This is a genomic window from Corynebacterium sp., assembly GCF_030826625.1.
Lineage (GTDB): Bacteria > Actinomycetota > Actinomycetes > Mycobacteriales > Mycobacteriaceae > Corynebacterium.
The window spans coordinates 22,232-48,449 of the sequence record NZ_JAPJNQ010000004.1 but is presented as its reverse complement, the minus strand read 5'-3'; the positions used below and the strand labels follow the sequence as shown (position 1 = coordinate 48,449).

The 26,218-nt window shown below is 56.6% G+C and carries 21 protein-coding genes; 11 read left to right on the top strand and 10 right to left on the bottom strand.

Annotation, left to right across the window (positions count from 1 at the left end; translation table 11 throughout):
* Positions 1–15: 15 nt before the first annotated feature.
* On the bottom strand, positions 16–1,611 hold the full coding sequence (locus RCH87_RS01255; protein WP_306514935.1) for a PepSY domain-containing protein: 1,596 nt from the start codon (positions 1,609–1,611) through the stop codon (positions 16–18).
* 311 nt (positions 1,612–1,922) lie between these two features.
* On the opposite strand from RCH87_RS01255, the gene RCH87_RS01250 reads away from it, so the two are divergent.
* The 6 genes from RCH87_RS01250 (at position 1,923) to RCH87_RS01225 (ending at position 8,182) form a co-directional block, all read left to right on the top strand.
* On the top strand, positions 1,923–2,882 hold the full coding sequence (locus RCH87_RS01250) for an aldose epimerase (protein ID WP_306514934.1): 960 nt from the start codon (positions 1,923–1,925) through the stop codon (positions 2,880–2,882).
* Positions 2,883–3,111: 229 nt separating this feature from the next.
* Positions 3,112–4,767, top strand: a complete 1,656-nt coding sequence (locus tag RCH87_RS01245; RefSeq protein ID WP_306514933.1) for a sodium:solute symporter family protein — start codon at positions 3,112–3,114, stop codon at positions 4,765–4,767.
* Positions 4,768–4,786: 19 nt separating this feature from the next.
* Positions 4,787–5,122, top strand: coding sequence for a hypothetical protein (locus tag RCH87_RS01240; protein ID WP_306514932.1), 336 nt, complete (start codon positions 4,787–4,789; stop codon positions 5,120–5,122).
* A 14-nt stretch (positions 5,123–5,136) separates the two neighbouring features.
* The gene (galT, locus tag RCH87_RS01235; RefSeq protein WP_306514931.1) at positions 5,137–6,300 is read left to right on the top strand and encodes a galactose-1-phosphate uridylyltransferase; all 1,164 of its coding nucleotides are present in this window, start codon (positions 5,137–5,139) and stop codon (positions 6,298–6,300) included.
* A gap of 50 nt (positions 6,301–6,350) precedes the next feature.
* Entirely contained in the window at positions 6,351–7,643 is a 1,293-nt protein-coding gene (gene galK / locus RCH87_RS01230) for a galactokinase (RefSeq protein WP_306514948.1), read from the top strand.
* Between the two features lie 146 nt (positions 7,644–7,789).
* On the top strand, positions 7,790–8,182 hold the full coding sequence (locus RCH87_RS01225) for a hypothetical protein (RefSeq protein WP_306514930.1): 393 nt from the start codon (positions 7,790–7,792) through the stop codon (positions 8,180–8,182).
* Between the two features lie 59 nt (positions 8,183–8,241).
* Here the strand turns inward: RCH87_RS01225 and RCH87_RS01220 are convergent, their stop codons facing one another.
* Entirely contained in the window at positions 8,242–9,600 is a 1,359-nt protein-coding gene (locus RCH87_RS01220) for an ATP-binding protein (protein WP_306514929.1), read from the bottom strand.
* Between the two features lie 205 nt (positions 9,601–9,805).
* On the opposite strand from RCH87_RS01220, the gene panD reads away from it, so the two are divergent.
* Entirely contained in the window at positions 9,806–10,219 is a 414-nt protein-coding gene (panD, locus tag RCH87_RS01215) for an aspartate 1-decarboxylase (protein ID WP_306514928.1), read from the top strand.
* Between the two features lie 68 nt (positions 10,220–10,287).
* Here panD and RCH87_RS01210 read toward each other — a convergent pair whose 3' ends face one another.
* Complete coding sequence (locus tag RCH87_RS01210; protein WP_306514927.1) at positions 10,288–11,595, bottom strand: anaerobic C4-dicarboxylate transporter; 1,308 nt, start codon at positions 11,593–11,595, stop codon at positions 10,288–10,290.
* Between the two features lie 474 nt (positions 11,596–12,069).
* On the opposite strand from RCH87_RS01210, the gene RCH87_RS01205 reads away from it, so the two are divergent.
* Complete coding sequence (locus RCH87_RS01205; protein WP_306514926.1) at positions 12,070–13,779, top strand: HNH endonuclease signature motif containing protein; 1,710 nt, start codon at positions 12,070–12,072, stop codon at positions 13,777–13,779.
* A gap of 5 nt (positions 13,780–13,784) precedes the next feature.
* On the opposite strand, the gene RCH87_RS01200 is transcribed toward RCH87_RS01205, so the two are convergent.
* Positions 13,785–14,951, bottom strand: a complete 1,167-nt coding sequence (locus RCH87_RS01200) for an AAA family ATPase (RefSeq protein WP_306514947.1) — start codon at positions 14,949–14,951, stop codon at positions 13,785–13,787.
* Between the two features lie 228 nt (positions 14,952–15,179).
* Here RCH87_RS01200 and RCH87_RS01195 point away from each other — a divergent pair, with 228 nt between their 5' ends.
* Positions 15,180–15,872: an MOSC domain-containing protein gene (locus RCH87_RS01195; protein ID WP_306514925.1), complete on the top strand. Its 693-nt coding sequence runs from the start codon at positions 15,180–15,182 to the stop codon at positions 15,870–15,872.
* A gap of 52 nt (positions 15,873–15,924) precedes the next feature.
* Here RCH87_RS01195 and RCH87_RS01190 read toward each other — a convergent pair whose 3' ends face one another.
* From RCH87_RS01190 to RCH87_RS01165, 6 genes are all read right to left on the bottom strand, one after another.
* Positions 15,925–16,704, bottom strand: coding sequence for an HpcH/HpaI aldolase/citrate lyase family protein (locus RCH87_RS01190; protein WP_306514924.1), 780 nt, complete (start codon positions 16,702–16,704; stop codon positions 15,925–15,927).
* Complete coding sequence (hpaH, locus tag RCH87_RS01185) at positions 16,689–17,474, bottom strand: 2-oxo-hept-4-ene-1,7-dioate hydratase (protein WP_306514923.1); 786 nt, start codon at positions 17,472–17,474, stop codon at positions 16,689–16,691. Before hpaH ends, RCH87_RS01190 begins: the two co-directional genes overlap by 16 nt.
* A 36-nt stretch (positions 17,475–17,510) precedes the next feature.
* Positions 17,511–18,605: a 3,4-dihydroxyphenylacetate 2,3-dioxygenase gene (gene hpaD / locus RCH87_RS01180; RefSeq protein WP_306514922.1), complete on the bottom strand. Its 1,095-nt coding sequence runs from the start codon at positions 18,603–18,605 to the stop codon at positions 17,511–17,513.
* Positions 18,606–18,690: 85 nt separating this feature from the next.
* Positions 18,691–20,208: a 5-carboxymethyl-2-hydroxymuconate semialdehyde dehydrogenase gene (gene hpaE, locus RCH87_RS01175; RefSeq protein WP_306514921.1), complete on the bottom strand. Its 1,518-nt coding sequence runs from the start codon at positions 20,206–20,208 to the stop codon at positions 18,691–18,693.
* 21 nt (positions 20,209–20,229) lie between these two features.
* Positions 20,230–20,925: a GntR family transcriptional regulator gene (locus tag RCH87_RS01170; RefSeq protein WP_306514920.1), complete on the bottom strand. Its 696-nt coding sequence runs from the start codon at positions 20,923–20,925 to the stop codon at positions 20,230–20,232.
* Positions 20,922–22,430: a fumarylacetoacetate hydrolase family protein gene (locus RCH87_RS01165; protein WP_306514919.1), complete on the bottom strand. Its 1,509-nt coding sequence runs from the start codon at positions 22,428–22,430 to the stop codon at positions 20,922–20,924. The genes RCH87_RS01170 and RCH87_RS01165 overlap by 4 nt, the downstream gene beginning before the upstream one ends.
* Before the next feature lie 223 nt (positions 22,431–22,653).
* Here RCH87_RS01165 and RCH87_RS01160 point away from each other — a divergent pair, with 223 nt between their 5' ends.
* Positions 22,654–24,021, top strand: coding sequence for an MFS transporter (locus tag RCH87_RS01160; protein WP_306514918.1), 1,368 nt, complete (start codon positions 22,654–22,656; stop codon positions 24,019–24,021).
* A 331-nt stretch (positions 24,022–24,352) separates the two neighbouring features.
* Positions 24,353–26,209, top strand: a complete 1,857-nt coding sequence (locus tag RCH87_RS01155) for an FAD-dependent monooxygenase (RefSeq protein ID WP_306514917.1) — start codon at positions 24,353–24,355, stop codon at positions 26,207–26,209.
* The last annotated feature ends 9 nt before the right edge of the window (positions 26,210–26,218 follow it).

The following is a 26,218-nucleotide window of genomic DNA, read 5'->3' as shown; positions in this document are numbered from 1 at the left end:
GCGCTGATCGTGGCATCACACCACGCGCGCTGAGGTTTTTGCTCCACCTGCTTGCCCGGCGCGCTTGCTCAGCAAGACGTCGGCAAGCAACATCGCGGCCAAGCTAATTCCGAATAGCGGCAAGAAGCCGCCCACGGCAACCAGGAATACCGCCACGATGATCCACTGTTTGGTGCTCAGCTTGGTGCGTGGCCCTGGGATACCTGCGGTCGCGCCCGGGGTTGGACGGCGTTTCCACCAGATCATGTAGCCCAGCACCACCAGGCCCGCGATGGCCAGCGCGGTGACCAGCAGCAGGATCTGCAGCGGCAGACCAAACATGATTCCCATGTGCAGGTAAATACCCCAGGAAGTCAGCTTGGAAAACAGTGGCAGTTCGGAAAATGGCAGGCGGTCAATGACTTCGCCGGTCTCACCATCGACGGAAATAGCATCCGAGGTGGTGCGCCATTCGGTCCAGCGCTCGCTGGCCTGCCAGCCGTGCTCAACGCTTTCGCCTGGGTACATGCGCAATGAACCAGTCAGGCCCTCTTCACGAGCCGTCGCCAGAACCTGATCGGCTTGTTCGGCGATTTCCTCCGGGGTCCAAGCACGAGCTTCAGCTTCTGCTTCCGCGCCGCCGCCACCGCCGTGGCCAGCGTGTTCTGCGTGCTCTGCGTGCGGGTCTGCCGCAGCTTCCGATTGTCCACTGAGTTCCGTGGTGATCGGATCCGCCCGCCACTGCAGCGCTTCCACGGTGCGGTTCACGTTTCCGCCGGCGTAGGTAGACCAGGTGATTCCGGTAACTGAGAGCGCCAGCATGCCGATGAGCATCCAGGTACCCGTCACGCCGTGCAGGCTGACCAGGCGACGACGTCCGGTGCCTTTGTTTTTGGCATCTTTAGCATCCTTAGCATCGTTGGCATCGTTAGCGTCACCATTTTTCGCTTCTTTGCCGGTCCTAGCTTTACCGAACCCGAATAGCTGCTGCACCCTTTTGTTGCGGGAAGCCCACAACACCAGGCCGCCCAAGGCAAAGAACCACAGCCAGCTGGCTGCCAGCTCCGAGTACAGCTCACCTACTGGGCCCAAGTGCATGCTTTCGTGCAGGTGGGAAATCCACCGGCGCAACGGCAGCTCGCCTAAACCGGAATAGGAAGGCTCGTCGCCGACTACCGATCCGGTGTACGGGTTGACGAACACGCTGCGCAGTTCCGCCTCATCGATGGTTTCGTCGATCAGCAGCACGCGGGTGGTCTCACCGGGTTCTGAGGATGGCCAGACCTGGGCAATATCCAAATCCGGGAAGGCTTCGTGGGCCTTATTCACCTGTTCTTCCAGCGAAACCGTGTTGGTAACACCTTCCGCCCCAGGTGGCGGGGTAACGGTCAAAACGTCCTGGTACACCAATTTTTCTGCGGTGGGTGCGACTGCGTACAGCGCGCCACTGATGGCTGCGATGAGCAGGAACGGTCCGATGAACATGCCTGCATAGAAATGCAGGCGTCGGAGCAGCGCAACAAGTGCATTGGGTTTGCGTGCGCCACGTGAATTGCGCGCAGAGGTCTCGTCGACGGCGCCAGCAGGCATCGTGGTAGATGCTTGCGCTGGGCGATCTTGGCGTAGAGTCATGGACAAAAGCCTTCGGGTTCGGGGACTAAAACTTGTTTTGGTGAAGTTCTCGTCTGCAGCCGCGAACTACACAAAGTAGTCGCACCGCGAATGGAAAAAGTTCCCAAGCATTTTTAACGTTTCGGATTGGTGATCTTTTCAAGTCAACCGGTTGAAACTTCCCAGTGAAATACGCGTGCGACGCAAAATTGTTAGATTAGCACCCCCTCTAAATTAACAATTTTCGCCAGTTCTCCGAATAATGCGCAATTACGGCTCGCTTCAGCCACACCACCGCGAGGTTTGCAACCACACGACTTAAACTGCTGGGCATGACTTCTCACGCTGAGTTGAATCATCAAGCACCGCACAATCACGCGCTGCAGATCTCCACTGGCAATTACACCGCCACGATCGACCCACATGGTGCTGGCCTGGCCACCTTACTTTACGACGGAAAACCCCTGGTAGTGGGCTATCAGCACGCGCGTCCGTTCACCGCCGGAGCGCTCCTCGCACCGTGGCCGAACCGCACCGGCGACGGCATCTTTTCCCACCACGGCACCATCCACCGCCTGCGCTGCAACGAAACCAACCACAACAACGCCTTGCATGGCTTCGCTGCCGAAGCTACGTGGGAAATCACCGAGCACTCCCGCAGCGCCGTGACTTTGCATTGGCAGGGCCCGGCGCGCACCGACTGGCCGTGGCCATTGGTCTATTCCATCACCTGGGCACTTGCCGACGATGGCCTGTCCGCAGAACTCACTGTCACCAATACTGGCACCGAAACTGCCACCGACACCGCCCACCCCGGCACAACCTCCAGCCCTTTCGGCGTGGGCTGGCACCCGTACCTCAGCGCATTGGGCGCACCGCTGAATGAGTGCACCTTATCCATGCCAGCAGCCACGAACCTGCCGCTCGACCCAGACCGCCTGCTTCCGGCGGGCCCAGAAATTCCGGCGACGGAAATCGTCGGCAAGCAACAAGCCATGGCGGGAATCACGCTGGACCATTGTTTCCGGCTGGAGGAACCGCAGAGCGACGACGGCCCCGCGCACACAGTCGAGCTGCGCAAGGCCGACGGCCACGGCACGCAGCTATGGGCAGATGAGCATTTCGGCTGGTGTCAGGTTTATACTTCCCCGGAATCCGCCCCGAATATCGGGCGTGCCGTTGCCGTGGAACCGATGACCTGCCCGCCGAATGCGCTGCGCAGTGGGAAAAGCCTGCTGGAACTTCCCGCGGGCACAACCACGCAATTTCGTTTCGGCATTGTTGCGGTCTAGTTTCTTCCCCTTTTTCTTCCCCTTCCTAGACCCCACCTCACCCTAAACCAACCCTTTAGGGTTATGATGATTACGCCACGACGCACCGATCAAGTGATGATTACCTAAGTTAGGCGGTTTTCGCTGGTTGGCGCGTATTCACTCTCCTTCACGCAGGGACCGAGCAGGCCAGATACCCCGGCCTTCATCGGCTTTGGGGAAGGCCTATTTATTCCGGGAGGTTCCCGCTATGCAGGAAGATGGCCTGCTTTTGAATGCGTCCTGGGTGGACTACACCCTGGTGGCAATCTATTTCTTGTTCGTGCTGGGCATCGGCTGGGCAGCGAAGTCGAAGGTATCGAGTTCCATCGACTTCTTCTTGTCCGGACGCTCGCTACCAGCCTGGGTGACGGGCCTGGCGTTTATTTCCGCCAACCTGGGTGCCGTCGAGATCGTCGGCATGTCCGCCAATGGTGTGCAGTACGGCTTCGAAACGATGCACTACTTCTGGATCGGCGCCATCCCTGCGATGGTGTTCCTGGGTATCGTGATGATGCCGTTCTACTACGGCTCGAAGGTGCGCTCGGTTCCAGAGTTCATGCGTCGCCGTTTCGGCACCGGCGCACACCTGGTCAACGCACTGTCTTTTGCCCTGGCGCAGCTGCTAATCGCCGGTATTAACCTGTTGCTGCTGGCCAAGGTCGTCAACTCGCTGCTGGGCTGGCCATTGTGGGTCACCCTGGTGATCGCCGCGGTCATCGTACTTTCCTACATCACCTTGGGTGGCCTTTCTGCCGCCATCTACAACGAGGTGCTGCAGTTCTTCGTCATCATCGCTGCCCTGCTGCCACTGACCTTGATCGGTCTGCACAGCGTCGGCGGTTGGAGCGGCCTGAAGGAAAAGGTCGCCGACCCGGGCCACTTCAGCGCCTGGCCAGGCACGGAAATTTCCGGCTTCGACAACCCGATCGTTTCTGCCATCGGCCTGGTCTTCGGCCTCGGCTTCGTGCTGTCTTTCGGTTACTGGACCACCAACTTCGTTGAGGTGCAGCGTTCCATGGCCGCGGATTCCCTGTCGTCGGCACGCAAAACCCCGATCATTGGTGCTTTCCCGAAGATGTTCGTGCCGTTCATCGTCGTGATCCCCGGCATGATCGCCGGCGCTACCGTCACCCCGCTGTTGGATGGCTCCGCTGAGCCGAACGACGCGATGCTGTACCTGATGCGTGATTTGCTGCCCAACGGTCTGCTTGGTGTTGCTTTGGCTGGTCTGCTGGCTGCCTTCATGGCCGGTATGGCCGCGAATATTTCGGCGTTCAACACCGTGTTCTCCTATGACTTGTGGCAGACCTACGTCGTCAAGGATCGCAACGACGATTACTACACCGGCGTGGGCCGCTTGGCGACGATCGGTGCCACCGCGATTGCCGTGTTCACCGCGCTGCTGGCCTCGAACTTCGGCAACGTCATGGATTACCTGCAAACGCTGTTCGGTTTCTTCAACGCGCCACTGTTCGCCACGTTCATCCTGGGTATGTTCTGGAAGCGCATGACCCCGACCGCCGGTTGGGCTGGTCTGGTTGCCGGTACTGGTTCCGCGATTGTGTACTGGGCGATCGCCACCTTCAGCGGCGCCGAGGCTGGATTGTTCAACCTGCCTGGTCAGGGCACCGCGTTCGTCGCAGCGTCGCTGGCCTTCGGCGTCGACATCCTGGTGTCCGTCGTCGTTTCGCTGGTCACCAAGCCGAAGCCGGACAAGGAGCTGGTGGGCTTCGTCAAGTCCGTCACCCCGAAGGAAAATCTGACCGATTCCACCGAAGACGGCCTGCCGTGGTACCGCCGCACCGTCCCGTTGGGTGTGCTGTGTCTGGTGCTGGTCGTTATCCTCAACATCATGTTCATCTAGCTAAGGAGCACGCACGATCATGACTAAGAAATCATCCGCGAGCCAGAACTCGCAGCGCTCCCACACCGCCGGCGCATTCGACATCCGCAACGTCATCGGCGCATTGTTGGGCTTGTACGGCCTCATCTTGCTGCTCAGCTTCCTCTTCCTGGACCCCGGCGTCGATGCCGCGACCGGCGCCGCGAAAGATTCTTCGTACAACCTGTGGACGGGCGTGGCGATGCTAGTTGCCGCCGGAATTTTCTTCTGGTGGACTAAGGCAAACCCGATCAAAATCGACGAGGCTGAGACTAGTGCTGCCACTGAGGCTAGCGCTGCAGCTGAGCCACAATCCGGCGAACCCACCACCCGCTAATTCTGGAGTTTTCCATGCAGCATCCGATGCGCATTACCCGCACCCAGCTTGCCGACGGTCGCGAGCTGCTCTATTTCGACGATACGGAAGAATATGTCTCGGGGCAGCACACTCGGGCGCTCGTCGACAAACGCGAGCTCCCAGCGACCAGCAGCGCTTCCCAGCTGCGGCAGGATCCGCTGACTGGTGCCTGGTACACCTACGCGGCGCACCGGATGAACCGCACGTTTTTGCCGCCAGCGAATGAAAACCCGCTGGCACCGACCCGTCCGGGCCAGCTGCCGACCGAGATTCCTGCCGACGACTACGACGTCGTGGTGTTCCAGAACCGCTTCCCGTCGTTGGCGAAGTCGGAATTACAGGCTGGCTCGGGTGCTGATTCTGGCTCTGCCGGCGCTCCTTTCGTTCCCACCGCACCCGGCCACGGCCGCTGCGAGGTGGTGTGTTTTACCTCGGATTCGCAGGCTTCATTTCGTGACTTGCCTTTTCACCGCGCTCGCACCGTCGTCGAGGCGTGGGCGCACCGCACCAAAGAGCTTTCCGCGCTGCCCGGCATCGAGTATGTCTACCCGTTTGAAAACCGGGGCGAGGAAATCGGTGTCACGCTGCAGCACCCGCACGGCCAGATTTATGCTTATCCGTTCGTGCCGGAGCGCGCCGCGCAGATCGCTGCCCGTGCGCAGGAATTTCGGGAGGCGCAAGGCGGGGCTGACACTGGCACTAGCGCTGGCACCGGCCCAGATCTGTTCGATCACATTCTGGATTCCGAGCATGCCGACGGCCAGCGCATCGTCGTCGAGGGCGAGCACTTTACGGCTTTCGTTCCTGCGGCTGCGAAGTGGCCGGTGGAAATCATGCTCATGCCGCACCGCGCGGTGCCGAATTTCGCAGAGCTGACTGACGTCGAAAAGCACGAACTGACCCGGCTGTACCTGGATCTTCTCGGGCGCATGGATCGGTTCTTCCCGGGCGTCGAGCGCACGCCGTATATTGCGTCGTGGAATCAGGCGCCGGTCAATGCGCCGGATGATGGACGCTTGCACCTGCAGCTGTTCTCGTTGATGCGTTCGCCAGGGCGCATGAAGTTTTTGGCTGGTAGCGAGTCTGGCCAGGGCGCGTGGATTTCCGATACCACCCCGGAGCGCATCGCCGAGCGCTTCCGCGAAGTCACAGAATAAGAACGCAATACAGCGCAATAGTGCGCAGAATTAGAAAGTCGCTGATCACGATGGTTCATTGGTTTTCCACCCGCACCCCTGAGCAGGCAGTCGCCGATGTCACGGCGCTGTATCGGGAACACTTCGGAGCTGCAAAGCCCGCTGTGCCTGCTGAGCCCGCCGGCGTGTGGTCGGCGCCGGGGCGCGTAAACCTGATCGGCGAGCACGTCGACTATGCCGGTGGCATCTGCCTGCCCTTCGCACTGTCGCAGCGCACCTATGTTGCCGCGGCGCTGAACAACGACGGTGTCTACCGCGTGGTTTCGCAGTTCGGAGCTGAGACCATGCACACCGAGATCGCCATGGATCAGGTATGCCCTGGTTATCCGGCTGATTGGGCGGGGTACGTCGTCGGCACCGTGTGGGCGGCGAGCCTGGAACTGTCTGGGTTGGATCTGCCTGGCTTGGATTTGCCTGGGCTAAACATCGCGATCATCTCGGATGTGCCGGTCGGCGCAGGCTTGTCCAGTTCTGCTGCCCTGGAATGTTCGGTGGCGTTGGCTTCCGCGGATTTGGCCGGGCTTGACGACGATGCCCGCACCGATACTTCCCAGTCGTCCATTCGCACTGCGCTCATGCAGGCGGCGATCCGCGCGGAAAACGAGGTCGTCGGGGCCTCCACTGGTGGTTTGGACCAGCGCATTGCGTTATTCGCCGAGCCGGGCCACGCGCTCGCGATTGATTTCGCCACCGATTCCACCCACCAGGTGCCGTTCCAGATCGCCGACCGTGGCTTGGCCGTGCTGATCACCAACACGAATGCCCCGCACACGCTTGCCGACGGCCAGTACGCCTCACGTCGTGCCGTCGTCGATGGCGTCACCGCTGACCTGGGCGTGAGCAGTTTGCGTTATGCAGACGATGCGGAAGTTGCATCCGCGCGCTGGGCAGCGGCAAACACGCCCGAGGGTGTGGATGACGCGGAGTGGCAGGAAACCGTCGCCAAGCGGGTGCGGCATATCGTCAGCGAAATTGCCCGCACAGCGGAGGCGATCGAGCAGCTGCAGGCGGGTGATCTGGCCGGTTTTGGCGAATCCATGCAGGCTAGCCACGCTTCGCTACGTGATGATTATGAGGTGAGCGTCGCGCAGCTCGACGTCTCCGTCGAGGTCGCGATGAAACACGGCGCGCTCGGTGCGCGCATGACCGGTGGTGGTTTCGGTGGTTCGTCAATCGCGTTGTTGCCTGCTGAGAAGGTTGAAGAGACCGCGGAAGCCATCGCGCAGGCGTTTGCCGAGGCCGGTTTCGCCGAACCCGAGTTTGCGGTGGCGCTTCCGGGGGCGGGTGCGCGGCGGGAAGCATAGCGGAGCATAGCGCGAGCTGCAGATTCTGGGTTTCTGCGGGTTCTGGGGGCTCTCGTGCACTAGCCCAATAATGCAAGAGGAACAACTGCGCATCCGATGCGGAAGTTGCATCCGCGCGCTGGGCAGCGGCAAACACGCCCGAGGGTGTGGATGACGCGGAGTGGCAGGAAACCGTCGCCAAGCGGGTGCGGCATATCGTCAGCGAAATTGCCCGCACAGCGGAGGCGATCGAGCAGCTGCAGGCGGGTGATCTGGCCGGTTTTGGCGAATCCATGCAGGCTAGCCACGCTTCGCTACGTGATGATTATGAGGTGAGCGTCGCGCAGCTCGACGTCTCCGTCGAGGTCGCGATGAAACACGGCGCGCTCGGTGCGCGCATGACCGGTGGTGGTTTCGGTGGTTCGTCAATCGCGTTGTTGCCTGCTGAGAAGGTTGAAGAGACCGCGGAAGCCATCGCGCAGGCGTTTGCCGAGGCCGGTTTCGCCGAACCCGAGTTTGCGGTGGCGCTTCCGGGGGCGGGTGCGCGGCGGGAAGCATAGCGGAGCATAGCGCGAGCTGCAGATTCTGGGTTTCTGCGGGTTCTGGGGGCTCTCGTGCACTAGCCCAATAATGCAAGAGGAACAACTGCGCATCCGTCGGCACGCCGATACGCATGGCTTCCCGTGGTGACCACGATTTTGTCGACAAGCCGGGAACCAAGTTGTTCTCCCAGCCAATTCAGATGCCGCACGTCGCGGTCTGTGGGGACCGGGCTGAGTTTAACCTCAAAAGCAATGACCTTGCCGTCGTAACGCTCCAGAATCAGATCGACTTCTCTGCTTCCACCTTGCAACCGCAGGTGTGCTGTCTCTGCCTCGGCTGCCTGGCCGGCTGCGCGAACCGTCAGGGTAACCAAAGATTCAAACAGCTGACCGAACAGCTCCCAGCTGCCCGGATCACGCGAGACCAACATTTCTGCTGTGACGCCCAGCAAGGCTGCTGCAATTCCCGGATCAAAAATCTGATGTTTGGGCCCGGTGGTCAGGCGTTTCAACGGCGTGCGGTTCGGGTGCCACGCCGGGACGGGATCAAGCAACCAAAGTTTTTGCAGCATATCGCGGTAGCCCTGGGCTGTTTCTTTGGAAGTTTTGTTGCTGTCTCCTGCCGTCGCCGCATCCAGTATTTTGTTGTATGCCGTCGGCGTCGACGATGCTGCAGCGTAGGCACGCCACCAGGCCCGCAAGGATTCCGGTTTGCGCACCAACAGTCCTTGCTCCGGAATATCGCGGTCAATAACCCGGTGGATATAAGACGCTACGTGCTGCCTGCGGGCGCGCGGCGGCAGCGTGCGGATGCCTGGCAGCCCGGTCGAGCAAATTGCTTCGGCATAATCGGCCAACTGCCAATCAGTTGCACCACTAATTTCTACGCGGGGATTTTCTACACGGAAATCATTTTTCTGCTCGAATAGTTCCGCTATCCGGACACTAGGCTGCGTGTTGTCACGTTCTGCCACCGATAGCGGGCGCATGCGCAATGACAGAATCCGGCCTGCACCGGAGTGCGTGTCGACGCCACTTGTGGGGGTAGCGCTACCAGTCAGCAAATACCTGGTAGCCACGTGCTTATCGACGTTGCGCCGCACCGCATCCCACACCTGCGGGACATGTTGCCATTCATCAAGACAAATTGTGCCCGGGCCCTGCAAGATTTTATCCATCTGGGCGTAGAGCAATTCGCGCTCGTTATCCCGGTCTAGATGCCAGGTTTCATCTGCCCGACGGATGCTGGTTTCGGACTTGCCGACGCCTTTTGCCCCATCGATCGCGATCGCTGTGAGACCATCCAGCGCTTCCAGTTCGTCATCGATGTAGCGCCAAAGGTAATTCTTCGCGTTGCCGCTTGATCGTGCATTGCTTGATTGTGCATTGCTGCCTGATTTTTCCTGGCCATCTGATTGATACCCGCTAAGAGCCATGACCTCGATATTAGCACTGAAAACGACCGTTTATCTCTTTGCTACCCGACCGTTTATCACTTAGTTACTAGTCTATTTATCACCATTCTAACCGACCATTTAACACCTCATTAGCACGCCGTTTATCATTCTTTTAACCGGCCGATTATCATTTCTTTAACCGGCCGTTTATCACCGCATCACCGTACCGACTAAGGTATGTGCCGTGTTGCGTACCATGCTGAAATCTAAGATTCATCGAGCCACCGTCACGCAGGCGGACCTGCATTATGTCGGCTCGTGCACCATCGACGCGGCTTTGATGGAGGCCGCGGACATTCTCGAGGGCGAGCAGATCGACATCGTTGACATCAACAACGGCAATCGCCTGACCACTTATGCGATCACCGGCGAACGCGGGTCGGGCATCATCGGAATCAACGGAGCGGCCGCGCGCCTGATAAACCCCGGCGACCTGGTGATCATCATCGCTTATGCGCAGTACAACACAGAGGAGCTGCACGATTACCGCTCGCGCGTCATCTTCGTCGACGAGCAGAATAAGCAGGTGGAAGCCGGCGCCGACCCTGCGCATGCTCCGGAAGGCTCGGATCTGCTGAACCCGCGACACCCAGAATAAGCGTGATTCCGGTTGCTGAAGAACGCTGGATGAAGGCGCCGTAGATAATCAGCGCGAGAAAATCGCTGCTAGATAATCACTGCTCCAAACGCATAACCGAGCAGCACCGAGCTGGCAATGCTGACCACACCGGGGACCAGGAATGGGTGGTTAAATACCGCCTTGCCGATACGCGTGGTGCCGGTGTCATCCATTTCGACGGCCGCCAGCAGAGTTGGGTACGTCGGCAAGATGAACAGCGCGGATACTGCCGGGAACGCGGCGACGGCGGTAACCGGGTTGACGCCGAGAGCGAGCGCAGCGGGCATGAGCGCTTTCGTGGTCGCTGCCTGCGAGTACAGCAGTGCCGCACCGAAGAAGAGCACGACGGCCAGCAGCCACGGCGAAGATTCGAGCACACCACCAGCCAAGCTCTGGATATCGTCGAGGTAGTGGTTGATCAGCGTCGTACCCAACCACGCGACACCCAGCACGCAGACACAAGCAGACATACCGGATTTGAATACCGGCGTATTGAGCACATCACCCGCCGGAATTTTCGTGAGCATGACGATGATCGCCGCGGCCGTCAGCATCACCGTCATGATGGCTTCGTTACGTGGCAACGTCGGATCGGCAATCAGGCCGACCTGCTCGGAGGTCACCGTCGCCCAGGCCATGACGACGACGATTGCCGTAATAAACACCAGAACAGAAGCCTTCGCGCCCGCGTCTGGTTGGTAGTTGTGCGCACCGCGTGGTTCCGCAACTAAGCCTTGAGCCTTGCGTTCGAGGTAAACGGGGTCGTCGACAAGCTCTTTGCCAAATTTATTAGCCAACCAGGCGGCCGGGAAGATCGACAGGAACGTCGCCGGCATGACGACGGCAAGCACCTGCAAGTACCCCACGCCTTGCGGTTCCAGCAGGCCAGCCAACAGGACGACGGCGGCGGAAATCGGCGAGGCACAAATCGCCATCTGCGAGGCCACCACCGCGATCGACAATGGACGCGACGGGCGGACCTTGCCCTCTTTGGCGACTTCCACGATCACAGGCAGCGTCGAAAAGGCGGTGTGGCCGGTACCTGCGAGCACCGTCATCAGCCAGGTGACAATTGGCGCGTAAAAAGTGATGCGCTTCGGGTGTTTCCGCAGGAAACGCTCGGCGATGTGAACAAGATAATCCATACCGCCAGCGCGCTGCATCGCAGCAATCGCAGCGATGACCGTCATGATGATGCCGATGACGTCGAAAGGAATATCATCCCTGGTCACCGGGATTCCAGAAAGGCCCAGCAGGACGACGCCCAAACCACCGGCCATACCAATGCCGATGGAACCAATCCGCGCACCCAAGAATATGGCAGCGAGGACGATGACAATGTGTACGATAACCACGTCTGTCTCCCCTGTAGTTAGTTGCTCTCGCGATGCTGCTAGCTGCTCTCGCGATCTCCATCTCTATTGTCGCCTCAATTGCCAGGTTTTATTGTCCAAAGCTCGCCATTTGTGGTGGTTCCCATATGTGTTTTGCACCTCCATACGTCTAGGCGTTAGGACGGTTGCCACTCCTTCCCTGATCTAATTTCACGTTTTCTGATTGGATTAAATATTCGATACTGACATTAGACCATAAGAAAACTTGTTTGGTTAAATCTGCCTGCACATTACACTGTGCAATGTTCGATTGTAAGGTGATGACGTTTATGTTAAATCGCCACTTAACAGCACATTAACGTCAAGAATGACGGTTACTTCGAACGCCGCCGCAAGTTTTTAGGGAAGCAATAAATTCGAACACCATTTCGTTTTCAAACAATCACCGTTAAACTTAAAATATCTTCATTAGCAATCACGTTCGGGGAGCAAATCATGGCAGACAACAACAAGCACGACGAGTCTTCCGATTCTTCGCATGCCGACGGCGCCTCCACCGCGTATTTCACCCATTGCAATCCAGACAGTAAACACGCGCAAACGATGCTCAAACTCCGTCGGCATGAATATCTTGCGTGGAAGACCGCTATTAATCTCGCCGACGATGATTACGACTTGATGCTTCAAGAGATGATTGCGAACAGCGGGTTCAATTCCTTTAAAGTCAGTGCCATCATCAACGCATACTATCGTATGATTGACCTGCCAAAACTCCGCGCACTTGCCACCTCGTTGTGGCATATTGATCTCGATCGGTGGATCGCGATTGACCGCGCCATGCTCAAAGCTGGCACTGTGAATGCGCGGTTGTTCTCGATAATCGACGATTTGTTAGTCGACTATTTAACCCCCACAAAACCGGCACAACAAATGCCATCAAAGCGGGCGATTTCGCGCCGAATCACCAGGGAGATTGAACTTCACGACGAATCTGTGCGCGACAAAACCAAAAAGCAGAAGCCTTCTCGCCCAAACTATGAGGTCACGGATATTCCATGTGTCCTCCGGAATGAAAACGACACGCACGAATTCCGCTTTGAAACTGATGCGGAAACGGCAATCACGGTCGATGCTCATATCCGCGAACACGCCAAACAAGCAGGGATTTCACTTCGCGACGCCACCATTGAATTGCTTTTGAGCAAAGGCCAGACCAACGTGACTTTAAACTGCTACCGGGCTAGCGATGTCGCTAATGCTCCACTGTTTGTGTCCACAACAACTGGCGGTGGCGTGCAGACTTTGCTTGGCGACGCTGCTGACCATCTCGCTTCGCAAGCGTCTAAACACTATGACATGGATGCGACCACAAACGCTGTAGTTGCTGGTTATGCCACTACTCCAACGATGCGCTCTGCTGTGGTTGGTCGTGATGGGCATTGCCGATTCCCTGGGTGCACCCAACCGGCGACCAACTGCCAGATGGATCATGTCGTGGAATACGACCAAGGCGGTCCAACAACCCCGACGAATTTAATCGCATTGTGCCAACACCACCACAACATCAAAACTGACAAACGCGCCCGCCCAATCTTTGAACCAGCGAGCGGCACAATCGTGTGGTTGTTCGCCGATGGCAGTTGGCAATCAACAGAGGCCGACGGCCCCTTAGCCCCTTCCAATCGTCGTTGGGTTCAGACCGTTGCGCAAAAAATGAATTGTCACCGCAAAGAACAGCGCGAGCAAGCACAAAAAGAACATCAGAAACAGCATCGGAGACAACTTCAGAAACAATCGAAAGAACAGGAAGGAACCGGAGGTGATAACAACCGGGAGCAAGCATTCCGAGAGTTACAAGTACAAAATGAAACCCAATCAATAATGACGAAAACTCAGGAAGAGCAATTCTGGCATGACAACGTGTTCCGTCTGGAACACGCGATTAACAACCCGAATCTGCATGCAATCAAGATTGAGGCCTGCCAGGAACAACTAGCGATGATCCGCGCAGCAATTGTGAAATTGAAAGAAAACGGTCCTGGTTCGGATGCCGACGGCAGTGCACACGAAAGTGCCTATGATTTCAATGCCCACTCGGGAACATCAGGCAACTTCGAACCGAACAACGGCACGTCTTACAACGACACAGCTTCGGGCAACAGCTCGACGACAAACAACGACACTGATGATGAGCCGCCATTTTAAAAAAACTATCCGTCGTCAAGCAAGCATTCTGTCAAGATAAAATCAGCAAAACCAGGCGCGGTGAAACTCAGGAATCCATGCCGCGGGGCTTCAATGATCCCTTTATCCATCAATGAGCGCCGCAACTCACTGATGTCCGTCGTCTGCACTCCCAAGGTATCTGCGATGGTCGCACGCTTAACATGTTGAACCTGCTGCTCAGCCATTGCAGCTAAGAAATCCATTTCGCGCCGCGTCGCCTTCTTCCACCGAGCTCGATAAAAATGATTCTGGCTTTCTCGTACTTTCACTTCAGCGGCGACAAAATCAGAGTGCGATAAAATGGTTCCTGCTTTCGGGAAATCAGCTGCCTTCCATACCTCGTCCCCAATGAGCTGCAAAAAATATGGATACCCTGCAGCCATCTCGAGTGCTGCAATCTTTGCCGAACTATCCCATTTAACGTCTTTGCTTCGCGCGGGATTAATCAAAGCTTCAGCTGCAGCTTCTCTCGACAGATTCTCCAAATACGTGTACTCGAAGCGCTCAGCAAAACTCACTGCATCCGTAATTACATCCTGGGTGTGACTCAAGCCCGCACACACCGTCATCAACGGCACATCAGGGGATTCCGATTGCATGTGCTGCCAGGCATAACTGAGAGCCCGTAATCCTGCAGCATCTGCTTCCTGTACTTCGTCGATAAGCAAGACAATTCCGTTTCCAGATTTCTTCTCTTGCTCACCAGCGAGCGACATCACCTCTTGTAGCTGTCTCGACAAAGCAGCCCATCCCTGAGGCTTTTCTCCCGCACCACCAGAAGCAACCGCAAAACCACCGAAACTGAGCGAGATTCTGTCCAGTAATCCTTTCAACGAATTACGCGCTGAATCCACCCAGGTGCTGCTAATCCGCTCAAACCCCTGCAACAGGGAATCCAAGAAAATTGCATCCCCAGCGGTAACCCAAACCGTCGAAAAGCCCTGTTCTTCAGCAAGATGCTGGACGGCACGCAGAAAACTCGTTTTACCAACGCCCCGGGGCCCCACAAATGCTCTGATGCGCCCTTCTAGGGCAGGTTCGTCGGCCATAAACATCAAAGATCTTTCAAGATCTTTCAGCTGCCGCTCGCGGCCGGGCAAATGAGTTGTGACTCGCCCTGGGGTGTAAGGACTTTTCTGACTTCTCTGCATCATTTCCTCGTCATTCTAAAATTGATAGTTATTGATAATTCGAACGGTTCTATCAATTGCTATCAATACTAAGGCGGGTCGCTCCCAAATGTCCAGGTAGTAGCGTCAAGAATTTAAGGTTTTCGCCTTGATAGTTATTGATAATTCGAACGGTTCTATCAATTGTTATCAATTGCTATCAATGGCAAGCATTCCGCATCATTCCCAGCAACATGCCAGAATGAAACCATGAAGGTCATCTCCACCAATGTCGCCGTCCGTCGGGCTGATCCGAGTGGAAGGCATACATACACCGGCATCGACAAGCAGCCACAGCCCGCGATTGAACTCAAGATTCCCGGCCCACATTATGGCGACGGTTCCGGTGTCGCTGGTGATTCCATCGGCGACCACGAACACCACGGAGGCGCCGACAAGGCCGTCTACGCATTCGCCCGCGAAGAGCTCGACTACTGGGAAAACGAGCTCGGCCGAGAATTCCGCGACGGATACTTTGGTGAAAACCTCACCACCACTGGGCTTAACCTGCAATCGCTGCTGATCAACCAGCAAATTAAAATCGGCGACGCACTTTTAGAAGTCTCCATCCCACGCAGCCCCTGTGCCACGTTCGCAGGCTGGGTTAACGAACCAGGTTTTCTGAAATCCTTCACCGACCACGGCGACTGCGGAGCGTACTTCCGCATCATCACACCAGGAACAATCACCGCAGGTGACAGCATAGAATTCGTCGGCAAGCCAGGTCACGACGTCACCATGGGCATGGCGTTCCGGGCGAAAATGGGGGATATGGAGCTGGCGCGGTACGTCGTCAAGGTTGGTTGCTTGGCGACGGTGCACCACGAACAGTTAAAAGCAAAGCTCACGAAGTATGACGCGCGCCAGCAACGGCCGCAACACCAGCAACACCAACAACGCTAGAAACGGCAGCAGCAAAGCGAGCAGCGCCAGCAACGCTGCACCCTCACGCTCCCTACTGCCTAAACTTATCCGCCAAGCCCCGGGCCGCACCGGCAAGCAACTGTACATCGGCGCCAACCAGCACAAACGCAGCTCCGGCGTCCAGATAAGCCTGCGCTTGCTTCAGATCGAACGCGTTCACGCCAACCGGCTTTCCCGCATCCTGACATGCCTTCATCGCACGAGAAACCGCATCCAGCACATCCGGGTGCGTCTGTTGACCCAACACGCCCATCGAGGCAGCCAAATCAGAAGGCCCAATGAACAACTGGTCAACGCCATCGACAGCAGCAATCTCTGCAGCGTTGTCCACAGCAGTCGCCGACTCCAATTGGATGGTCAGGCTGACGTGGTCGGAAGCATTCTGTAAATAGTCTTCCACCGCGTTCCACCGGGAAGAACGCGCCAATGCGGCACCGACACCACGCACACCACGTGGCGGGTAATGCATCGCCGCAACCGCATCGCGGGCCTGCTCAGCAGTGTCAACCATCGGAATCATGAGATTCTGCGCACCGAGATCCAGGTACTGCTTAATCAGCGCGGTGTCCCCAACCGGGACGCGCACTACCCGCGTCGCACCATAGGCGTCGGTAGCACGCAACAGGTCGGTGACGGTTTCCAGGCTGTACGGCGAGTGTTCACCGTCGACAAGCAGCCAATCAAAACCGGCCGAGGCAACGATTTCTGCAGCGACCGGCGAGCCCGAAGAAATCCACGCGCCCACCTGCGGGCCGGTCTCCTCGTGCAGCTGCTGGGCAAACGTGCGAGGCAATTTTACTGGAATCGGCATGTGATGGTTCCTAGCTTTCCGTAATCGGCGTGCACGGTATCTCCTGGGTGCACCCACATTGGTTTGGTGAACGAGCCTGCCAAAATAATATCGCCTGCGCTGAGGCTGTCACCATGCGCATGTAGTTTATTTGCGAGCCACGCCACGCCCATCGCCGGATGATCCAATACCGCGGCGGCCACCCCGGTGTCTTCAATCGCTTCGTTGCGGTACAGCAACGCGGATACCCACCGCAGGTCCACAGCATCCGGTGCCACGGGGTTTCCCCCATAAATCATGGCACCCAGGGCAGCATTATCCGAGATCGTGTCGACGATAGTGCGGCCCTGCATCTCAATCCGGGAATCTAAGATTTCTAGTGCAGGAACGACGTATTCGGTGGCGCGTAAGACATCAAAAATGCTTGCCGACGGGCCGTGCAGATCGTCTTTCAGAACAAACGCCAGCTCAACCTCGATACGCACGCTGGAGAAACGGTCATGGTCGATGACAGAACCGTTTTCAAAAATTTGGTCTGCGAAAATCGCCCCGTAATCCGGTTCAGTGATGCCGGTTGCTTCTTGCATCACTTTCGAAGTCAGTCCGATTTTTCTGCCGACGAGTTTACGACCATCGGCGATTCCACGACGAACCCACTCTGCCTGCACCGCGTAGGAATCCTCCACGGTCATCTCGGGATAGCGCTTGGTCAAAAGCTCTACGGGTTTATGGTCTTTTTCTGCCTGCGCAAGTTCGTCGGCAACCGCGATCTGCTGCTCTTTGCTCAACATGACGTTCCTCCTTCTAACCTGGCCATCAGTCCGGGTTTAAAGCTGATTTCCCAGCTTATATTCGCCCTTCTTCCAATCTGGAAGCTTGTCTTTGCCATCATCTGGGCGGGTGTACGAGAAACCATCAGCACCAATAGTTTGCTCCATCTCAGAAGCGTCCGTACGCGAGGTCAGCGGAACTGGGTTTCCATCCAGATCCAAAACCAGGGATCCTTCGCTGTACCAGGACGGCACGACGGGCGTGCCCCACCAGTCACGGCGCTGGTTATCGTGGACGTCCCAGGTCACGGCTGGGTTGTCCGGGTCTCCGGTGTAGTAATCCTGGGTGTAGATCTCAACGCGGTGTCCATCTGGGTCGCGCAGGTACAGGTAGTACGCGTTGGAAACACCGTGGCGGCCTGGGCCGCGTTCAATACGGTCCGATTCCCGCAATGCACCCAGCTTGTCGCAGATAGCGATGATGTTGTGCTTTTCGTGTGTCGCAAATGCGATGTGGTGCATACGCGGGCCATCGCCACCGGTCATAGCGGTATCGTGCACGGTGGGCTTCCGGCGCATCCAGGCTGCGTATACCGTGCCCTCAGAGTCACGGATGTCTTCTGTGATGCGGAACCCAAGGTCTTCCATGTAGCCCACCGCGCTCGGTACATCCGGGGTGATCTGATTGAAGTGATCCAGGCGCACGATTGCACCTGGGATGTGTGCATCGTAGCTCCAGGCCAGACGCTCGCGGTGTTCTACTTCGTAGAAGAATTCATAGGGAAAGCCCAGCGGATCCTGCACGCGCACGGAATCACCAATGCCTTTGACGAAGCCATCCTTGTTTCGTCGCACCTCACAGCCGCGTGCTTTATAGAATTCCTCCGCCAGATCCAGGTCTTCTGGGCTGCGCACACGGTAGGCAAACGCGGCCACCGCAGCCTGCTCGCCTTTCCGCAGCACCAAGTTGTGATGGATGAATTCCTCGTAGGTACGCAGGTAGATCGCATCATCATCCTCATCGGTGACGACGAGCCCGAGCGTGTCGACGTAGAATTTACGGGATGCTTCCAGATCCGTAACCACGATTTCCATGTAGGCGCAGCGCAAGATATCTGGTGCTTGAACTTCTGGGGATTGAGTGTCAGTCATGATGACTCCTTAATACAGACGGCTAGCACCAGATCTGTGGTTGACCTGGCGCCGGGGCGGCATGGGATAGAGACTGGGAAAGGTTTTAGTCTTGCTTTCCGAAAACAGGGTTGTGAACTTTGTCCAGGTTGATGTGAACTGCTTGCTGGTCGGTGTAGAAATCAATCGAGCGATAACCGCCTTCGTGGCCCAAGCCAGAAGCCTTCACACCACCGAATGGGGTGCGTAGATCGCGGACGTTGTTTGAGTTCAGCCAGACCATGCCAGCTTCCACGTTTTGTGCGAAGTTGTGGGCGCGCTTCAGGTCGGAAGTCCAAACGTAAGCTGCCAAACCGTACTTGGTGTTATTCGCCAATTCCAGGGCTTCTTCTTCCGAATCAAACGGCGTGATTGCTACTACCGGGCCGAAGATTTCTTCTTGGAAAATCTTCGCATCCGGTTTCACATCGATGAATACGGTTGGCTGCACGAAATTGCCTTCCGGGAATTCTTCCGGACGTCCACCGCCAGCAGCCAGGGTGGCTTCCTTTTTGCCGATTTCGATGTACGAGGTCACCTTTTCGTAGTGCTCCGGGTGTACCAGTGCACCGACTTCCGTCTTGGGATCCGACGGCAGACCAACCTTGACGCGCTTGGCCTGCGCAGCATAGCGCTCGACGAACTCATCGTAGATATCACGCTGAACCAGGATGCGCGAACCTGCGGTGCAACGCTCGCCGTTCAACGAGAACACGCCGAAAATGCAGGCACCAATCGCGGTTTCCATATCCGCATCATTGAAAACGATGGCTGGAGACTTACCGCCCAGTTCCATCGACAAGCCTTTCAAGTGCGGTGCGGCGTTAGCGAAAATTGCTTGGCCGGTGCGAGATTCGCCGGTAAAGGAAATCAGTGGTACATCTGGGTGCTTGACCAGTGGATCACCGGCATAGCCTTCTTCACCGTAACCATTGACCAGGTTGAATACGCCCTTCGGCAAGCCTGCTTCCTCAAAGATTCCTGCCCACAGTTGCGCTGAAAGCGGGGTGAACTCGGCCGGTTTCAGCACCACGGAGTTGCCCGTCGCAATAGCTGGAGCTAGCTTCCAGGATTCCAGCATGAACGGAGTGTTCCACGGGGTAATCAAACCAGCAACGCCGATAGGTTTGCGGTTAACGTAGTTGATCTGACGGCCCGGCACCTTGTAAGCGTCATCCGCTTGAGCGACGATGAGATCCGCGAAAAAGCGGAAGTTTTCCGCGGCACGCTTGGCTTGGCCGGTGGCTTGCGTGATGGGCAGGCCGGAGTCAAAAGATTCCCAGGCAGCAAGTTTTTCCGCACGCGTTTCGACGACGTCGGCGATTTTATTGAGTACACGTGCACGTTCACGTGGCAGAGCGTTCGCCCAAGAGCCGTTTTCAAATGCTTCCTTAGCGGCAGCAACTGCTTTGTCTACATCCTGCGGCTTTCCTGATGCCGCGGTGATATAGGTCTTGTTCGTCACTGGGTCCAGTACATCGAATTCTTCGCCGTCAATGGATTCTACGAATTCACCATTGATGTAATGCAGAATCTTTTCTGGGAGATCATTAGGTTTAGCTGCATCATTATTGATTGCGTTCATCGTTAGCTCCTTGCCTGATAGTTATTCGTAGCTGTGTGGTTCTGTGCTGTGTGGTTCTGTATTTTCGCGGTAGCTGCGTGCTGTCGCCATGCGATGCTCCAGTGCTTTACGACTGAGATAATCCGCATCCGCGCCGGCCTCGATCAGATCGACAAGTTGTGCGTGTTCAGCAACGGATTCGCGTGCGCGCTGCGGAATATAACGAAAGGTAGAAACTCGGTGATAATTCAATTGTTCCCACTGTTCACGCAGTAGCTTCATGAGGCGGCTATTCGGGCATTTCTCGAATAAAACCTCATGAAATTGTTGGTTAAGCCGCGTAAATTCTTCCGGTTCCGTGGCAATATCTAGCTGCTGCATCTGTCGATTCAGCTCGCGGGCTGCAGTTAAGTCTTCAGCACCAAGATGAGGCGCCGACAGTGCAGTAGCCGCAGCTTCTAGCGTGGCAACGATTTCCATGGTTTCGAAATAAGCGTTGCGGTTATGCATCGTCACTTTTGCGCCGACGTTGCGCTCATAGGTGACCATGCCTTCCGCTTCCAGCTGACGAATTGCCTCACGGACAGGTACGACGCTGACCTGGAGTTCGTCGGCAAGAGCGGACAAGACTAAGCGGTGGCCGGGTTCAAATTCTCGCGTGCGGATCTTTTCACTGATCCATGCATAGGCATGCTGCGATTTGGACTGGACCGCCGAGTCCCGGAGAGAAGTTGTCATGCCCCCTCACTATCACGAAATCGCTGATAGGCCTTTTTGTTCTCCCCAGTTGGCGGGAACAAACCGTCGAGGCTGGCGCCTTGCGCAACCTGGCCTGCGACCCATTCATCTTCGTGCTCTTTCGCCAGCGCACCGTCGGCGATTTCTTCGGCTAGTTCCCGAGGAATAACGATGACACCATCATCATCACCGACGATCACGTCGCCAGGAACAACAGTGGCGTTACCGCAAGAAATGGCGATATCGCTGTCCCAAGGCACGTGTTTACGCCCCAGAACACACGGGTGCGCGCCCTGGGTAAAGACCGGCAATCCGATTTCGCGTACTGCTTCATAGTCACGCACTCCACCGTCGGTGACCACGCCTGCAGCACCGCGGGTTTGTGCTCGCAGCGCCAGAATATCGCCGAGCGTGCCCGATCCTGCTTCTTGCCGACCTTCAATGACGATGACTTCGCCTTCGCGTACCGTGTCGAAAACTTTCTTTTGTTCGTTCAGGCCACCGCCGTGTTTTTTAAACAGGTCTTCACGGCCTGCCACAAAGCGCAGTGTGCGAGCACAGCCAACCAGCTTGGTACCCTTCGTCTGCGGGTACACGCCCTCAATTACAGACTGGTCGATGCCATGTTTCCGCAATTGCGCAGACAACCCTGCGGTGGGGGCTTTCTTGAGCTTGTCGACGAGATCTGCGGGCAGAGCCTGTTCGGGTTCTGCTGCGTTGCCGCTTTCTTCTTGACCGGCAGGTGGTAACCCTGCTGATTCACGGTCGCCGAATGCATCTTCCCGGAGTTTGTCATCTATCTGTGGCAAACTTCCGAGCTCTGGATCAAATGAGCCAGGACCATCAACAACTGTCGTGCGCAAACGGCCGCTGCTCATAGGACTGTCGGCACCTGGAACATCAACTTCCACTTCCACAACGTCGCCAGGCACAATTACACTCGACCCACGCGGGGTACCCGTCAGGATGATATCGCCTGGTTCAAGCGTCATGTGCTGCGAAAGATCAGCGACAAACTGTGCGAGTGGAAAAATCAGATCTTTGTCTGTCGTGCCGTCTTCCTGCACCACTTCACCATTCACCCAGGTGCGCAAGCGCAACGCGGCTGGATCAATAGCAGAAGCATCCATAAGCTCCGGACCAATCGGGGTGTATCCATCCCGCGATTTGGAACGAGTATTAGACCCTTTATCCTGCGATTTGTAGTCATACAACCCGAGGTCATTCGATGCGGTGACATAGCCGACGTAATTCCAAGCGTCGGCAAGAGAAACGTTGCGGGCGGGCTTTCCGATAATCAGCGCAATTTCGCCTTCAAAAGCCAACAGTTCAGTCCCCGCAGGGCGCTCCACCTCGGAACCCGAAACCGCAAGAGTACTCGTGGCTTTCAGGAAATAGCTGGGCTGTTTCGGGCGGCGACCGCGCTGAGCCGCACGAGATTCAAAGGCGACGTGGACGGCAATGACTTTGCCCGGTTTCTCCGGAAGGATGTCGGGAATAGCCATGAAGAATCCTTTTCTGTAAAGAAGCATTTTCGAAGAGCTTTCGGACAAGCACTTGCCCAAATCGTATATCATCTCTAACATCACTGCAAGTGGTTCACTTCACAACATAGTGCTATATATAAGTCGCCACACACCAACGCATTGGTAGCCACGCGGACAACAAGGCAGGATCAACTAATCCACTACTCCGCCTATCACCCACACCCCCCTCGAAAGGACGTTTATGTCGGTAACGCCCACCTCCACAACGGTCTCGGCGAAAGAACGTCGCCGCGTCGTTGCAGCGACCACCATCGGTACCGCGATCGAATGGTACGACTATTTCCTCTACGCTGCCGTCGCTGGCCTCGTATTCAACCAGCTCATGTTCGGCCCGCTAGAAGGCGGCTTGGCGACGATTATCTCCTTCGCTTCGGTCGGCCTGTCGTTCCTGTTCCGCCCGCTCGGCGCGTTCCTAGCCGGCCACTTCGGCGACAAGCTAGGCCGACGCACCGTCTTGATGGTCACGCTGTTTGCCATGGGCGGTGCCACCACCCTGATTGGTGTGCTGCCAACCTACGACACCTGGGGAATCTGGGCTCCAATTCTGCTGATCACACTGCGCATCATCCAGGGAATTTCTGCAGGTGGTGAGTGGGGTTCGGCTGTGCTGCTGGCGGTAGAGCACGCACCCAACGATAAGCGAGGCCTATACGGCTCTGGACCACAGGTCGGTGTGCCTCTCGGTTTGCTGATGTCGTCCGGCGTTCTGTCGATCATGAACACCATCGCACCAGGTGATGCATTCCTGGAGTGGGGCTGGCGCATCCCATTCCTGTTCAGCATCGTGCTGGTCATTGTCGGTTATGCGGTACGAATGGGAGTTGACGAATCCCCAGTTTTCCAGGAAATCTCCGAACGCAAAGATGCCGAAGCTTCCAACCCCATTGGCATCTTATTCAAGCGCTATCTGCCACTAGTGCTGACTGCAGCACTGGTTTTCGCCGGTAACGGCACTGTTGGTTACATGACCACCGGTGGCTATATCCAGAACTACACCACCAACCCTGACGGCCCCATTGGCCTAGAGCGCGGTGATGTTTTGAATGCGGTGACGCTGTCGGCTGTGACCTGGATGCTGTCAACCCTGTTCGCCGGCTGGGTCTCAGACTATATTGGCCGCCGAATGACCTACCTGATCGGATTCGTGCTGCAGGGCATCGGCGCCGCCGCGCTGTTCCCTCTGGTCAATACCGGGTCATTGGGCATGCTGTATTTGGCTTTGATTGGCCTCACCGTTGGCTTGGGCCTAACCTACGGCCCGCAGTCCGCGCTGTACGCTGAGCTGTTCCCGGCCTCTATTCGCGCCTCCGGCGTATCCATCACCTACGCCATCGGGTCTGTACTTGGTGGCGCATTCGCACCAATGATCGCCGCAGCTTTACTGGAAGCAACAGGAACTACTTTTGCCATCTCCGGCTACCTGGTCAGCGCTTGTATCGTTGGTTTCATCTGCGTATTCCTGCTGCGCGAGCGCAAGGGCATCCCTTTGGGGCCTGAACATGAGCAAGAACAAATGACTGGACAATTCACGTTCGGCAAAAATAAGTAGCCAGCAACCAGCAGCCAATAATCAGGTCCCAAACTAGCTTCTGCCATAAGTTCAACCATAAGGGCGTGTGCTTGGTGGTTAACCCTTTAACCCGGCACATGCCCTTATTTTTGCGCCCACAGCGAAATGATCATAAGACGCGCATATAACACTTCCAGAAAAGTGTTGTATAGATCGCAATGATCATATATGATCCTAGAATAAGACCCAGTTCACAGATCAAAGCATTATTTGATCTAGCTCATAAATTCTCCCGCCGCTTTCTCACTCAATCCACCCTTAACCCGGTATCGGAAAGAACGGCGTCGAATAAGCAGCAAGGAGCAAAACAGTGCAGTTTCATCACAATGGCTACGTTTCACAGGATCCACGTGTTCTTCCTGCCGCAGGATATGGCATTGACCGTGCAGAAGAACTCCCGGAAACCATGGACGTACTCATCGTCGGCTCTGGCCCTGCCGGCATGATTGCTGCTGCCCAGCTGTCAAGGTTCCCGAATATCAATACCCGCATTATTGAGCGTCGACCACACCGTCTGGAGCTCGGCCAGGCAGATGGTATTCAGGCACGCTCAGTAGAAACCTTCCAAGCTTTCGGTTTTGCTGCTGAAATCACGGAAGAAGCCTATACGATCACCGAGATGTCGTTCTGGAACCAGGACCCAGAAAATCCAGATGCCATCAAACGCGGTGCACGCCCCATTGACGACGAACATGGTATTTCCGAATTCCCACACCTGATTGTGAACCAAGCCCGCGTCTTGGATTATTTCGCCCGGGAGGCACAGCGCGGGCCAGCTCGGATTAAACCAGATTATGGCTGGGATTTCGTTTCTTTGGAAGTCGGCGACCTCTCCGAGGACTACCCGGTTACTGCCGTCGTCGAGAACACTGAAGGCGAACAGCGCACTATCCGGGCAAAATATGTAGTTGGCTGCGATGGTGCTCGGTCCAAGGTGCGCAAATCTATCGGCCGCAGCTTCCAAGGCAACCAGGCAAACCATGCTTGGGGTGTGATGGACGTCGTCGTCGATACGAACTTCCCGGACTGGCGGACAAAATGTGCGATTCATTCCAAGGCCGGTTCCATTCTGCATATCCCACGCGAGGGCGGATACCTCTGCCGGATCTATGTTGACCTCGGCGAAGTTCCCGAAGATGACAACCGCAAGGTTCGGGAAACACCGATTGAGAAGATCATTGAGAAAGCAAACGAGATTTACTCGCCATATTTCATTGACGTGAAAATGGTTGCCTGGCACTCTGTGTATGAGGTTGCGCACCGACTTGTCGACGGCTTCGATGACATCAATGACACACCCCGCGTATTTTTGACTGGCGACGCCTGCCACACCCACTCTGCCAAAGCAGGTCAGGGCATGAACGTTTCCATGCAAGATGGTTTCAATATTGCCTGGAAGCTCGGGCATGTTCTCGACGGACGCGCACCAGAAGAACTATTGTGCACCTACCACGGTGAACGCCAGCCAGCCGCAGAAAATTTGATTAACTTTGACCGCGAATGGTCTACCTTGATGGCCACGCCACCAGAACAGCTGGAATGCCCTGATGCCGTCGAAAAGTATTACGTCGAAGCCGAGGAGTTTGCAGCCGGTTTCCGCACCCAGTACGAGCCCAACATGATCGTCGGTGACGCTACCCATCAAGATTTGGCGACGGGCTTCGACGTCGGCAAGCGTTTTAAATCCTATGAAGTACTGCGCCGTTCCGATGCCCTGCGTACGCATTTGGGCCACCAGCACACAGCTGATGGCCGCTACCGCATTTACGCTTTCGCGGATCGCCCACAGGCCGGCGCAGAATCAAAGATGACTGCCTGGGCGGACGCCGTCGAGGAGATCGTCGCCAAGTTCACCCCGGCTGATCAGGATGAAAACGCCTATTTTGATATTAAGGCGATCTACCAGCAAACGAATCACTGGGATTGGGAAATCCTGGATGCGCCGCGGCTGTTCCGTCCGCGTAATGGCAAATTCCAGGTCCCTAACTGGGATAACGTCTTCGGCGTGGTTTCCGACGAGCATGACATCTTCGAAGCCCGGGGAATTTCGCGTGATGGCGCGGTTGTGATCGTACGCCCAGACCAATACGTCGGTGCGGTGTTGCCACTGGATAAACCCGAGGCTGTGGAGGAATATTTCGCCCGGGCTTTGCGCCCGCAGCGATAGCAAGCCAGA